The following is a 13,101-nucleotide window of genomic DNA, read 5'->3' as shown; positions in this document are numbered from 1 at the left end:
ATGGGAGCGACGCCGTTCAAGCTTGCAATTGTTGCTGGCGAGGTCTCCGGAGACAATCTGGGCGCCGACTTGATCTCCGCCGTCAAACGACGACTGGAAAAGCCTGTAGAGCTTGTCGGGGTTGGCGGCCCCGCCATGATTGAACAGGGACTGAAGTCCATTTTTGATTTCCAGGAGCTCTCGATAATCGGCTACAGCGCGGTCCTCTCCAGCTTGCCGCGGCTTGCCGTGCGCATACGCTCAACGATCGCCGCCATCGTCGCCGCGCGCCCCGATGTGCTTGTCATCATCGACAGTCCCGCATTCACTCACAGGGTTGCCGCCGCTGTTCGCAAACGGTTGCCCGACCTGCCCATCGTCAATTACGTCTGCCCGACCGTTTGGGCCTGGAAGCCTGAGCGGGCACAGGCCATGACTGCGTATGTAGACCATGTTCTTGCGGTCTATCCGTTCGAGAAGGATTTTCTCGCTGATCTTGGCGGTCCGCCTCTGACCTATGTCGGACACAGGTTGGCCAATGATCCTTCGCTTTTGGCGATTGCCTCGGAGCAGGCAGGAAGACGACATCTGGTAGAGAGTGGGACTGTGTCCGGCGGGGAGGAAAAAGAGAAAGTCTGCCTGATCCTGCCTGGTTCCAGAAAAGGCGAAGTCCGCGCGCTTTTACCGGATCTGGAGCGTTGCGCAGAAATCCTGGCTTCGCGCACGAATAACGTCCGCTTCGTCATTCCGACCCTGCCGCGTATCGCCGATGAAATCGAGCGACAGACAAAAACTTGGAGCACGTCGCCGGAAGTGGTGCTTCATTCTGAAGCGAAGAACATGGCCCTTGCGCGCGCCGATGCGGCGATCGCAGCTTCCGGCACCGTGCTCCTGGAACTCGCGCTTGCCGGTATTCCCTGTGTTTCCATTTACCGGCTCGACGGGGTTGCGCGGCTTCTCATCAATCGGGTCACGGCGTGGACTGCGGCGCTGCCAAACTTTATAGCCGACTACCCGGTGGTCAATGAATACATCAATGAAAGCCTCCGGCCGGGTTTGATCGCACGCAGGATCGAGCGTCTCATCGACAATACGGCCGAGAGAAACCAGATGCTCCGGGACTTCGATCTGGTGCGCGAGAGGATGCGAACCGACCGGCCGTCGGCGGACCTGGCCGCCGAGGTGGTCTGTGAACTGGTGAATGGAAATATTCAGGGAAGCGCCTGATAGACGGCCGTTCGCATTTCGTCCGCAAGTGGATATCTCGAACCGAGATACTGGGTCATGACGACGCCTACCATTTTCTCGTCCGGATCATTCCAGTGGAATGTGCCAGCAGCGCCCGACCAGCCGCATTCCTTTGGTCCAGTCAGCCCCATGGCGCCCATCGGATCAGCCATGACGCGGCCGGCGAGCGTGAAACCGTAGCCGGGTAGCGGGATAGGCCCGATGGAAAGCGGCATCTGGCGTGCAGGAATACGGTTTGTCCACATCATGTCGATCATGTGTCGCGACAGGAGCGTGTCTCCGGACTGGTTCATGCCCGACATCAGGAACTCGCCAATCTGCGCGTAATCGTCGGCCGTCGAATACAGCCCGTAGCCGCCGCGGGCGAAGTTCGGATCGTCAACCGGGTAATGCGGCGAAACATCCACCGGAGTAAGCTGTTGCGGTCCATCGGGAAAGTTCACCAGTCCGTCGAGATCTTCGCAACCGAATACCGGCATCAAGCGATAAAGTTCGTCTTCCGGCACTTTAAAACCGGTGTCGGACAAGTTGAGAGGTTCGATTATCCTGTCCGATACAATGTCCTGTAACGGCTTTCCCTCGACGATTTCGATGATCCGCGCCACGACGTCCGTCGCCACGGAATAGCGCCATTCGCTGCCGGGTTCGAAGGCTAGAGGCAGACCTGCAATGGTGTCGATCATCTCCTTCAATGGTGGCGCGGAAACGCCGAGGCCGGCCTCACGGTAGCGTTTGGCGGCGGCGCAGCCCGGCAGGAAACCATAGGTGAGTCCGGACCTGTGGGTAAGAAGATGTTCAAGCAGCATGACCCGTTTTGCAGGATGCAGGGCGCCGTCCGGATCAATGATGTCCATTGACGCAAAATCAGGCAGGTATCTGGCGACCGGGTCGTAAAGTCGGAGTTTGCCCTCCTCGATCAGCATCATTGCAATAGACGCAATCACCGGCTTCGTCATGGAATACAGCCTGTAGATCGCTTTATCCGGAACCGCCACGCCGTTATGCGGATCCGCCTGTCCGACGCTTCCGCGGATCCACTCCTGACCGTCGAGCCGCACCAGCCATTCGATTGATGGATAGGCGCCCAATTCGACATAGCGTTGAGCGACCGCCCGCACACGGTCTGTTCTCGCAGTCATTCGTCAACCTCCTCGCCGGAACCGCAATTCGTCGTCATATAACGACGCCGAAAGAGCAACCGCAATACAGATTGCGGGCGTCTGGGCGAAAGTTATCGCGCGGACTGACCGGACAGGCGACGAACGTGCTCCTCAGCTTGCGAGTTGCTCCAGCGGTGGACAAGTGCAAACGAGATTGCGGTCGCCATAGACATTGTCGACACGGGACACTGGCGGCCAGTATTTTGAGGCGAGCTGATCCACGCCGGCGGGCGCTACTGCGAACTGACGATCGTAGCCGTGCACCCAATCATTGGCCAATGCTCCCTGGGCCGTATGCGGCGCATTGACGAGCGGATTATCCTCACGGCTCCACTCCTGATCTTCTATCTTCCTGATTTCCTCGCGAATCGCGAGCATGGCGTCGCAGAACCGATCGACTTCTCCTAGCGGCTCGGACTCGGTCGGTTCTATCATCAGCGTGCCTGCGACCGGCCATGACATGGTCGGCGCATGGAAGCCGTAGTCGATCAGACGCTTGGCGATATCCTCGACGCTTACGCCCGCGCTGTCCTTGAAGGGGCGGGTGTCGACGATGCATTCGTGCGCAACTCTTCCGCGCTTGCCGCGAAACAGAACCTTGTATCCGTCATCCAGCCTTTTCGCGATGTAGTTCGCCGATATAATGGCTGTCTCGGCCGCCGATTTCAGCCCTTCGGCGCCCATCATGCGGATATACATCCAGGAAATAGGAAGTATGGAAGCGCTGCCGTAACGCGTCGCCGCAACGGCGCCGCTCTCGTCGTTGAGGGGATCGCCTGGCAGAAAAGGAACAAGATGCCCGGCGACGCCGATCGGGCCGATCCCTGGTCCTCCGCCGCCATGCGGTATGCAGAACGTCTTGTGCAGGTTCATGTGGCAGACATCGGCGCCGATATCACAGGGCCGCGCAAGACCGGTCATGGCATTCAGATTGGCGCCGTCGAAATAAACCTGACCGCCGTGAGAATGGACAATTTCGCAGATCTCCCTGACGCTTTCCTCGAATACGCCGTGGGTCGATGGATAGGTGATCATCAACGCAGCAAGATTGTCAGAAAACTGTTCTGCTTTCGACTTCAGGTCTTCAAGGTCGATATCCCCGCCGTCTGTGCATTTGACGACGACAATCCGCATGCCGGCCATGGAAGCGCTGGCAGGGTTCGTTCCGTGTGCGGAGGAGGGGATTAGACATATTTCCCGGCGCCCCTCGCCACGGGACTGGTGATATTTGCTAATGGCGAGGAGTCCGGCGAATTCTCCCTGGCTGCCGGCATTGGGCTGCAAGGACACCTTAGCAAAGCCGGTAATCTCCGACAGCCACCGGTCGAGGTCGTCGACCATGGCGCGGTATCCCTCGACATGCCGATCGGGCGCAAAGGGATGTATGTTGGCGACCTTTTCCCAACTGACAGGCATCATTTCAGCCGCGGCGTTGAGTTTCATCGTGCAGGATCCAAGGGGAATCATCGCCCTGTCGAGCGCGAGATCCTTGTCTGCAAGTTTGCGCAGATAGCGCATCATGTCTGTTTCGGAACGAATCGCGTGAAAGATCGGCTGTGTCAGCCATGGCTGACTACGCAGGGCGTCTGGCAAGCGTGAATCAGAGCTCTCAACTGTCGTACATTCGAATACCTGGCACAGCGCATCAAGATCGCGGTCGCTGCTCGTTTCATCGAAGGCCACAGAGACGTGATCAGCATCAACGAAGCGCAGCAGGTAGCCGTGTTCTTCCGCCGCATCGCACAGGGCCTGCGCCTTGCCCGGCGCGTGCACGGTGACAGTGTCGAAAAACGTTGCGCCGTATAGCGCGTAACCTGCTGTAGTTACGGAATCGGCAAAGCGGCTAGCCATTGAGGCGGCGCGCCGGGCGATCGCTTGCAGTCCGTCCGGGCCGTGCCAGATAGCGAAGGCGGCGGCCATATTCGCCAGCAGCGCCTGGGCTGTGCAGATATTGGAGGTAGCCTTGTCGCGCCGAATGTGCTGTTCGCGTGTTTGCAGCGCAAGACGATAGGCGGGACGGCCCGCAGTGTCGACGGATTCACCGACAAGCCGGCCCGGCATCAGTCGCGTGAGCTTTTCTGTCACCGCGATATAGGCGGCGTGAGGGCCGCCGAAACCCATGGGCACGCCAAAACGTTGCGCGGACCCGATCACGATGTCGGCCCCCCAGTGACCCGGCGGATCGAGCACGGTCAGGGCGAGCGGATCTGTCGCGACAATAACAACCACATCCATTTCTCTGGCCTGTTTGACGATTTCGCCGATATCGTCGAAACAGCCCAGCGTGTCCGGCCACGAGATAATCACCGCGGCCATATCCTCGGAAATTGCGCCATCGATAATTTCCACTCCATGCGGCGCCATCCTGGTTTCCAGCACCGTGCGCGATTGCGGATGCAGGCGGTTGGCGACCGCAATCTTCTGGCGCTTCATTCGGTGGTGTCTCCACGCAATGCCCGCGGCTTCGGCGACTGCGGTCGCCTCGTCAAGAAGCGACGCATTGGCGATCGGAAGCCCCGTCAACTCACTCACCAGCGTCTGGAAATTGAACAGCATTTCCAAGCGGCCCTGGCTGATCTCGGGCTGATAAGGCGTGTAGGCTGTGTACCAGGCCGGGTTCTCAAAGAGATTACGCTGGATCACGGGCGGCACATGACACCCGTAATATCCTTGTCCGATATTGCTCCGCGCGACAACGTTGCTTTGCATCCGCGTTTTCAGTTCAAGAAGGGCGTCCTGTTCTGAAGCGGGCGCGGGCAGGTCGAGCGCGCCCTTGAACCGAATGCTTTCCGGGATGGTCTGGCCAATCAGGGTCTCGATGGACGGAACGCCGATGGTTGCCAGCATTTTCCGTATGTCGTTGTCGTCCGGACCGATATGTCGGGCCGCAAAACGTGTGTCTTTGGCGGGTGCGCCAGTCGTGGAAAGCATGTCGGTTTGGCTCCTTAAGCGACCGACGCCTTGTAGGCGTCAGCGTCCATCAGGTTTTCAAGTTGCGAGGCGTCGTCGATCCGCATACGCACCAGCCAGCCGTCGCCCTCCGCGCCGGAATTGATCAGCGCCGGTTCGCCAGACAGGGCTTCATTAACGGCCAGAACTTCGCCGCTTACCGGCGCATAGACGTCCGAAGCCGCCTTCACAGACTCAACCACGATAAAGGGGTCTTCCTTCGCAACCTTGCTGCCGGCTTCAGGCAGTTCGACAAATACGATATCGCCAAGCTGATCCTGTGCGTAGTCGGTGATGCCGACCACGGCCTCGTCGCCTTCCAGGCGAATCCATTCATGATCTTCCGTGTAATAGACCTTGCTCATTGCTCTTTTCCCCTTTTGTATTTGTGTGGAACGAATGGAAGTTTCTGAAGAGTGCAGGCGAGTTTTCGTCCGCGAACGTCTGCATAGACCGTGTCGCCGATAGTGAAGGTGCGATCGACGCTGGCAATAGCGACGGGATGCCCGCAGGACGGCCCAAATCCGCCCGAAGTGACGACGCCGATTTCTGCGGCGCCATCGCTGTCGCTGTCAAAGAGCAGCGCGTCTCCCCGCACGGGCGCTTTGCCCTCGGGCGTCAAGCCGCTTCTCTTTCGGTCCGCGCCAAGTTCGACGCGTTCGGCGATCGCCTTGGCGCCGATAAAGGTTCCGTCAGTCCGCAAATCCTTCGGAATGGCCCATACGAGGCCAGCCGTGAGCGGATTCACGGTTTCATCCATATCCTGTCCATAGAGCGGCAGACCTGCTTCGATACGCAGACTGTCGCGCGCCCCAAGCCCGATCCATTCGACTTCCGGTTCGTTCGCGAGGTTCTCGGCGAATGCAACTGCGTCTGCGCCCGGATCGATTGCGATTTCGAACCCGTCTTCCCCTGTGTAGCCTGATCGGGACACAAACGTGGACGCATCGGTTACGAGCACCTGCATGAAGGTCAATGAGCCTGATTCCGGCAAATGACGCGAAAGGACTTCCGCTGCCTTTGGTCCCTGTAGCGCAAGAAAGACGCGCGGTCTGGGGCGCACTGAAACGTCGAAATCCGCTGCAAGCGCCTTCAGGTGCGCAAGATCCTTGTCGGCGCAGGCGCCGTTCGCAACGACGAGATAGCCGGATTCCGACAGGCGGCTGACGATGAGATCGTCGATCATGCCGCCTGTCTCGTTCAGCATGTAGGTGTAGCGTCCCGTGCCGATAGCTTGATCGCCAGCGTGATAAGGGCAGGCGTGGGCAATGAACCGACCAGCGTCCGGGCCTTCGACCTCGATGTGCGACATGTGTGATATGTCGAACAGTCCAGCGTCCGATCGCGTGTGCAAATGCTCTTTCATCACACCGAGAGGATAGGAAATCGGCATGGAATAGCCCGCGAACGGGCCAAATCGGGCGGAGGCCGCCTCATGCAAAGCAGACAGTGGTAGCGTTTTGGTCATTCCGACTCCGGACACAGTTGCACACCCCCATGCAGATGCATGGAACACGTGCCCCTCTGTCTGGAGCCTGAGAGACTTGCGCAACCGGATCTCTGTCGGCGGCGCTTACACCTTCGGCGCGGAACGGCAGTTCCGACTTTCCAGAGTGTCAATCATTCCACGGTCCTTTTGCCTGAGAGATTATGGGCATTTTCCCCTTCGGCGGCGCCGGCCAGCGGCGCTCTCTCCCGCGGATGATGCAAGACCGCCTTGCGACGATCTCTTGACGCTGGTTAAAGTAAAGCAGGAATCAGGGGATGTCATCCACTGAGGGGAAGTTTCAACGAGAAACGTTGCGCATTTTGGTCAATTCCTTGGCTATGAAACTGAAAAAGAGAGGAAATTTTCCTGCGCTCGCTTTCTTGGCGGCGGCTTTTCTCATTGCAGTTCGAATCGTTACGGACACCCAGGCGGCATCTGGGCCGTTGAAACCGTACAAGGATGATCTCTTCGCCTATCCCGGCGTTCTGGAATTGCAGGACAATGGCGGCTTCATGAAAGTCGACTATCAGGAACTACGGGATATCAATAAAAGAGATCAGGTGCCGGAGCGCCGCGTCCAGCGCCGATATGTTTCGCTGAAACCCAATCGGCAACAGCGTAAGTTCGATCTCAAGTCAGACGGCCGAACCCTTGAGACATACGAGATTGGAAAGGCCTCGCGCGCGCGGTTCGCTGTTATCTTCGTGCATGGCAGGGGCGGGGACAGACGGCTCGGCGTGAATGACTGGTCCTTCGGCGGCAATTTCAACAGGCTGAAGAACCTCGCCGTCAATAATGGCGGCGTCTATTACGCTCCCAGTTTCTCCGATTTTTCCGACGGCGGTTATCGGGGGCTGTTGTCGCTGGTCGACCATATTGCGAAGACATCTCCCAACGCGCCGATCGTGCTGGCCTGCGGCTCGATGGGAAGCCAGCTTTGCTGGCGCGCCGCACACGAAGCAGCTCTCGCGCCACGGCTCGCCGGTATGATCATCCTTGGCGGCCAGCGCGATGACCGTTTCCTGCAAAGCGAGGCCTTCCGTTACTCCAGACCCCTGCTGCTGGCCCATGGAAGCCAGGACAGCGTCTATCCGTGGCGGCAGCAATATCATCTCTATGACAGGACCAGACAGGCAAGACCGGATTATCCTGTGCGCTTTGTCCTGTTCGAAACAGGCGGCCACGGCACGCCCATTCGCATGATAGACTGGCGCACCTCGCTGAACTGGATATTGTCACAGTCCTGACATCGAGTTCCGGACGGGTTGCGCAAATGGCCTTCACGCTCAGACAATTGCAGTATTTTGTTGCGGTGGCCGAAAACGGCTCGGTGACGCGCGCCGCCCATTTGTTGTCGATATCGCAATCGGCGATTACGGAAGCCCTCAAGGAGCTTGAAGCGGATCTTGGCGTCAGCCTGTTCGAGCGGCATTCTCGCGGCCTCAACATCACGCATAATGGCCATAATTTTTTGCGTCACGCGACGAGCATCCTGTCCGGGGTGGCGGACGCCCGTCGCGCCTTTTCCGATCCCTCCGAGAGGATGGGCGGACGTCTGAACCTCGGCGTCACCTCTCTGGTTGCCGGCTATGTGCTTTCCGATCTCCTGTCCCGCTATCGACGCACCTATCCGGGCGTCGCGGTCAATGCGATTGAGGACACGGGCGAATATCTTGAACATCTGCTCATCGGCGGCGAACTCGACGTCGCCGTGATGGTGACGACCAACCTGCGCGACCGCTCCGCGCTTCAAGCGGAAAATCTCGGCATCTCGTCCTACAAGCTCTGGCTACCGCTCGGGCACAATCTCTCGACGGTGCAAAGCGTGAACCTGTCCGATCTGGCAGATGAACCGCTGATCCTGCTTACGGTGGATGAAATCGAGGAGATGACAGGAAAACTGCTCGCTGTGCTTGGAAAACCACCCAACGTTGCTTTCAGAACCCGGTCGGTCGAGGCCGTCAGAAGCCTTGTTGCGACAGGAGCGGGCATCGCCTTGCTGCCGGAACTCATTTATCGCCCTTGGTCGCTTGAAGGCGATCGCATCGAAGCCCGTGATGTATCCGCAAGCCTGCCGGTGGTGCAGGTCGGCGTCGTCTGGCGCAAGGGCGCCGAAATCTCCGAAACCGCGAAACGCTTCATCGCCAATTCAAAGACATACGGACCGCTGCGTTAATGTCTATGAATTCGGTTTTTCCGATATTGTCATTCTGATCTTTGAATTTGCGAACTCTTGAGCCTGCATACATTCTGTAATTGCGGCGGCAACCGAGAGAATTGCAATTCAACCCCTATTCGGGAGAGCAAGATGAAAAAGCGAATGAAACTGGGCATTCTGATCGCGGCGTCGACGGCGCTGACCACTCATCACGCATTTGGCGATATGTTGACTGAAGTCGGACCTGCAGAGGGTCAGGTCAGCATCGTAGCCTGGCCCGGATATATCGAGCGTGGAGAAACCGACCCGGCGTTTGACTGGGTCACCAAGTTCGAAGAGACCTCGGGATGCAAGGTCAACATAAAGACGGCCAATACGTCCGATGAAATGGTCGCCCTCATGAACGAAGGCGGTTTCGATCTCGTGACGGCTTCCGGCGACGCTTCGCTTCGCCTGATCGCCGGCAAGCGTGTGCAGGAAATCAATCCGGACTTGATTCCGAGCTGGAGCAAGATCGACGACCGACTGAAGGACGCGCCCTGGCACACGGTCGACGGCAAGCATTACGGAACGCCGTATATGTGGGGCCCGAACGTGCTCATGTACAATACAGAGGTGTTTTCGGAAGCGCCAACAAGCTGGAGCGTCGTGTTTGAAGAAACGACCCTGCCAGACGGCGCCTCGAACAAGGGCCGGGTTCAGGCCTATGACGGTCCGATTCACATTGCCGATGCAGCAAACTATCTGATGCATCACAATCCCGATCTTGGCATCAAGAGCCCCTATGAGCTCAACCAGGAACAGTATGACGCCGCGCTCAACCTGTTGCGTCAGCAGCGCGAACTGGTCGCCCGCTACTGGCACGACGCCTTCATCCAGATCGACGACTTCAAGAACGAAGGCGTTGTTGCCTCTGGTTCCTGGCCATTCCAGGTCAATCTACTGAAGGGTGAGGATGAGCCTATTGCTTCGACCTTCCCGGAAGAAGGCGTGACCGGCTGGGCCGACACCACCATGATGCACGCGGATGCGGAAAATCCGAACTGCGCCTACATGTGGATGGAGCACACATTGTCCTCGAACCTGCAGAGCGATCTTTCTGTCTGGTTCGGCGCCAATCCGAGTGTGCCTGACGCCTGCACGGATGGCAGCGGAATGCAGACTGCGGAAGGCTGCGCGACGAATGGTTTCGATGATTTCGAAAAGGTTGCTTTCTGGACCACGCCGGTTTCAAAGTGTGCGAGCCAGGATGAATGCGTGCCCTATTATCGTTGGGTCTCCGACTATATCGGCGTGATCGGCGGTCGCTGATATCTGTAAATGAGGATGGCCCGCCGCAAGGCGGGCCTCAGACGGGACCGGACGAATGCAGGTAGCGGTGAAGCTCTCGGGCGTCTCGCGCCACTTCGAGGAAGTGCGCGCGGTCGACGAGGTCGATCTCGAAATAGCGGAAGGCGAATTCTTCGCCATGCTTGGACCTTCCGGTTCCGGCAAGACCACTTGTTTGCGGATGATCGCAGGCTTCGATCATCCGTCTTCGGGCGAGATTTCCCTGTTCGGCCAGTCGGTCGTCGGCGTTCCGCCATACCGCCGCAACGTCAACACCGTATTCCAGGACTATGCGCTGTTTCCGCACCTGGACGTCGCCGCCAACGTCGCCTACGGGCTCATGATACGCGGCGTCGACAAGGCGACGCGCATGCGGCAGGCCGAGGAGGCGCTATCGCTTGTCAGACTTTCCGGCTACGGAAAGCGCAAGCCGTCGCAATTGTCCGGCGGTCAACGCCAGCGCGTGGCCCTTGCGAGAGCCCTTGTAAACAAGCCCAGGATCCTGCTGCTCGACGAACCGCTGGGCGCGCTTGACCTCAAGCTCCGCGAGCAGATGCAGGAGGAACTGAAGGAACTTCAGCGCTCGCTGGGCATCACCTTCGTGTTCGTGACGCACGATCAGGGCGAAGCCCTTTCGATGGCCGACCGGATCGCGATTTTCAATCTCGGGAAGCTGGTGCAGACTGGAACGCCGACGGAAATCTATCACCACCCACGCAATCTCTTTGTTGCTGACTTCGTTGGATCTTCGAATATCCTGCCGGCGTCGCTCGCCAGCAAACTGAACGGCCGCGAGAGCCCGGCAAGCCTGCGCCCGGAAGCAATCAGGATAGTCGGGGAGGGCGGTCATCCGGCGACCGTGCTTGGACAGAGCTTTCTCGGCGCAACGCGCCGCCTCACAGTCGAAATGGACGGAACGCGATTGAACGTTCTGCTTCCGAACCAGGTGGACACGCCGCCCGTCGGCGCTGAAATTCGCATTGCGTGGGACAATGAGAGCCTTCATCCGCTGGAGGAAGTGTGATGTCGGACGCCATCATCATCCGGCCTTCGGGATTTGGCGACCGCTTGTCGGATGTGCTCTGGCGGCGACCGACTTTGCTTATCGGCCTGATGTTGGCGGCGCCCGTGCTGTGGCTTGGCGTCGTCTATGTCGGATCGCTGGTCGCCTTGCTCGTACAGAGCTTTTTTTCGATCGACGAGTTCACCGGCCTGATCAACCGGCAGTTCACGCTGAAGACCTATCGCGAACTCTTCACCAGTCCCGCCAATCTCGACATAATACTGCGCACTGTCCTGACGGCGGCCTGCGTTACGATCGCATCGGCGATGATCGCGTTTCCAATCGCCTATTATGCCGCCCGCTATGCCCGCGGCCGCTGGAAAGCGCTGTTTTATCTCGGCGTCATGTTACCGCTCTGGTCGAGCTATCTCGTCAAGATCTACGCCTGGAAGCTGATCCTCGCGAAAGAGGGAATTCTGAGCTGGCTTCTCGACAAACTCTATCTGAACTGGTTGCTGGAGGCCTATCTCTCTCTGCCTCTTATCGGCGGTAATTCGTTGTCCGTGAGTTACACCGGCACTTTCATCGTCTTCGTCTATGTCTGGATGCCCTTCATGATCCTGCCGATCCAGGCAGCTCTCGAACGCGTTCCGTCGAGCATGCTGGATGCGTCTTCGGATCTCGGCGCGCATCCGGCGCAAACCTTCCGGCATGTGCTGCTGCCGCTTGCGCTGCCTGGCGTGGTCGCCGGATCGATCTTCACGTTTTCCCTGACGCTTGGAGACTACATCATTCCGCAGATCATCGGTTCGTCACGACTGTTCATCGGTCAGGCGGTCTATGCGCATCAGGGAACAGCCGGAAACATACCGCTCGCCGCGGCCTTCACCGTGGTGCCGATCGTGATCATGGGCTTCTATCTTTGGATGGCCAAACGACAGGGGGCGTTCGATGCGCTCTGATCTGCAAAACCGGGCTCCTCTGGGCCTCAAGATCGCCGCCGCAGCCGGCCTGTTGTTCCTGCACCTGCCCATTCTGCTTATCTTCGTCTACGCCTTCACCACCGAGGACAAGAGCTATCAGTGGCCGCCTCCCGGATTCACGCTCAAGTGGCTGGGCGTCACCTGGAACAGGCCCGATGTCTGGGAAGCGCTCTGGCTTTCAGTCAAGGTGGCGACGATATCGACCATCATCGCGTTGGTTCTGGGCACTTTGTGCGCGGCGGCAGTTGCGCGAACAAGGTTCTTCGGCCGCGAGACCATATCCCTGCTCGTGATCCTGCCGATCGCGCTGCCCGGCATCATCACCGGCATATCGCTGCGCTCCGCCTTCAACCTCATGGACATTCCGTTTTCGGTCTGGACTATCGTCCTCGGTCACGCGACATTCTGCGTCGTCGTTGTCTACAACAACGCGGTGGCGCGCTTCCGTAGAACATCGGCTTCGTTGATCGAGGCGTCGATGGATCTCGGCGCCAACGGCTTTCAGACTTTGCGCCACGTTGTGCTGCCGAACATCGCCACCGCGATGCTCGCCGGCGGCATGCTCGCCTTTGCGCTAAGCTTCGACGAGGTGATCGTCACCACATTCACCGCGGGACAACAGGCGACGCTGCCGATCTGGATGCTCGAGGAACTGGTTCGTCCGCGCCAGCGGCCGGTGACGAATGTCGTCGCCATGGTCGTGGTGCTTGTAACGCTTCTGCCGATACTGGCCGCCTACTATTTCACGCGAGACGGCGACAACCCGGCCGGACATGGAAAATAGCGCAACTCAGGGAGACCGA

Annotated in this window: 11 protein-coding genes and 1 riboswitch; of the genes, 7 read left to right on the top strand and 4 right to left on the bottom strand. The window is 58.7% G+C overall.

Annotated features, from left to right (window positions below):
* Entirely contained in the window at positions 1-1,206 is a 1,206-nt protein-coding gene (lpxB, locus tag K1W69_RS24880; RefSeq protein WP_220231276.1) for a lipid-A-disaccharide synthase, read from the top strand.
* Here lpxB and K1W69_RS24875 read toward each other — a convergent pair.
* The 4 genes from K1W69_RS24875 to gcvT form a co-directional block, all read right to left on the bottom strand.
* Positions 1,191-2,366 carry a serine hydrolase domain-containing protein gene (locus K1W69_RS24875; RefSeq protein ID WP_220231171.1) on the bottom strand — a complete coding sequence of 392 codons (1,176 nt, stop codon included), beginning with the start codon at positions 2,364-2,366 and terminating at the stop codon, positions 1,191-1,193. The genes lpxB and K1W69_RS24875 overlap by 16 nt on opposite strands.
* 132 nt (positions 2,367-2,498) lie before the next feature.
* Positions 2,499-5,318 carry an aminomethyl-transferring glycine dehydrogenase gene (gene gcvP / locus K1W69_RS24870; RefSeq protein ID WP_220231170.1) on the bottom strand — a complete coding sequence of 940 codons (2,820 nt, stop codon included), beginning with the start codon at positions 5,316-5,318 and terminating at the stop codon, positions 2,499-2,501.
* 14 nt (positions 5,319-5,332) lie between these two features.
* Positions 5,333-5,701: a glycine cleavage system protein GcvH gene (gcvH, locus tag K1W69_RS24865; RefSeq protein WP_220231169.1), complete on the bottom strand. Its 369-nt coding sequence runs from the start codon at positions 5,699-5,701 to the stop codon at positions 5,333-5,335.
* Positions 5,698-6,819, bottom strand: coding sequence for a glycine cleavage system aminomethyltransferase GcvT (gcvT, locus tag K1W69_RS24860; RefSeq protein ID WP_370688313.1), 1,122 nt, complete (start codon positions 6,817-6,819; stop codon positions 5,698-5,700). Before gcvT ends, gcvH begins: the two co-directional genes overlap by 4 nt.
* A gap of 135 nt (positions 6,820-6,954) precedes the next feature.
* Positions 6,955-7,044, bottom strand: a riboswitch (glycine riboswitch).
* Positions 7,045-7,268: 224 nt separating this feature from the next.
* Here gcvT and K1W69_RS24855 point away from each other — a divergent pair.
* The 6 genes from K1W69_RS24855 (at position 7,269) to K1W69_RS24830 (ending at position 13,082) form a co-directional block, all read left to right on the top strand.
* Positions 7,269-8,072, top strand: a complete 804-nt coding sequence (locus K1W69_RS24855) for an alpha/beta hydrolase (protein ID WP_258571354.1) — start codon at positions 7,269-7,271, stop codon at positions 8,070-8,072.
* Between the two features lie 26 nt (positions 8,073-8,098).
* Entirely contained in the window at positions 8,099-9,001 is a 903-nt protein-coding gene (locus K1W69_RS24850; protein WP_220231166.1) for a LysR substrate-binding domain-containing protein, read from the top strand.
* A 207-nt stretch (positions 9,002-9,208) separates the two neighbouring features.
* On the top strand, positions 9,209-10,294 hold the full coding sequence (locus tag K1W69_RS24845) for an ABC transporter substrate-binding protein (RefSeq protein WP_258571364.1): 1,086 nt from the start codon (positions 9,209-9,211) through the stop codon (positions 10,292-10,294).
* A gap of 55 nt (positions 10,295-10,349) precedes the next feature.
* A complete protein-coding gene (locus K1W69_RS24840) occupies positions 10,350-11,336 on the top strand; it encodes an ABC transporter ATP-binding protein (RefSeq protein WP_220231164.1) in 987 nt (328 codons plus the stop codon).
* Complete coding sequence (locus K1W69_RS24835) at positions 11,336-12,277, top strand: ABC transporter permease (RefSeq protein WP_220231163.1); 942 nt, start codon at positions 11,336-11,338, stop codon at positions 12,275-12,277. Before K1W69_RS24840 ends, K1W69_RS24835 begins: the two co-directional genes overlap by 1 nt.
* Positions 12,267-13,082, top strand: coding sequence for an ABC transporter permease (locus K1W69_RS24830; protein WP_220231162.1), 816 nt, complete (start codon positions 12,267-12,269; stop codon positions 13,080-13,082). Before K1W69_RS24835 ends, K1W69_RS24830 begins: the two co-directional genes overlap by 11 nt.
* The last annotated feature ends 19 nt before the right edge of the window (positions 13,083-13,101 follow it).

This window comes from Flavimaribacter sediminis (genome assembly GCF_019492055.1).
GTDB lineage: Bacteria > Pseudomonadota > Alphaproteobacteria > Rhizobiales > Rhizobiaceae > Flavimaribacter > Flavimaribacter sediminis.
This window is presented reverse-complemented; position numbering and strand designations above follow the sequence as displayed.

Coding starts and splice junctions, on each gene's coding strand:
- lpxB (WP_220231276.1), top strand. CDS start 1: ATGGGAGCGACGCCGTTCAAGCTTGCAATTGTTGCTGGCGAGGTCTCC.
- K1W69_RS24875 (WP_220231171.1), bottom strand. CDS start 2,366: ATGACTGCGAGAACAGACCGTGTGCGGGCGGTCGCTCAACGCTATGTC.
- gcvP (WP_220231170.1), bottom strand. CDS start 5,318: ATGCTTTCCACGACTGGCGCACCCGCCAAAGACACACGTTTTGCGGCC.
- gcvH (WP_220231169.1), bottom strand. CDS start 5,701: ATGAGCAAGGTCTATTACACGGAAGATCATGAATGGATTCGCCTGGAA.
- K1W69_RS24850 (WP_220231166.1), top strand. CDS start 8,099: ATGGCCTTCACGCTCAGACAATTGCAGTATTTTGTTGCGGTGGCCGAA.
- K1W69_RS24845 (WP_258571364.1), top strand. CDS start 9,209: ATGTTGACTGAAGTCGGACCTGCAGAGGGTCAGGTCAGCATCGTAGCC.
- K1W69_RS24840 (WP_220231164.1), top strand. CDS start 10,350: ATGCAGGTAGCGGTGAAGCTCTCGGGCGTCTCGCGCCACTTCGAGGAA.
- K1W69_RS24835 (WP_220231163.1), top strand. CDS start 11,336: ATGTCGGACGCCATCATCATCCGGCCTTCGGGATTTGGCGACCGCTTG.
- K1W69_RS24830 (WP_220231162.1), top strand. CDS start 12,267: ATGCGCTCTGATCTGCAAAACCGGGCTCCTCTGGGCCTCAAGATCGCC.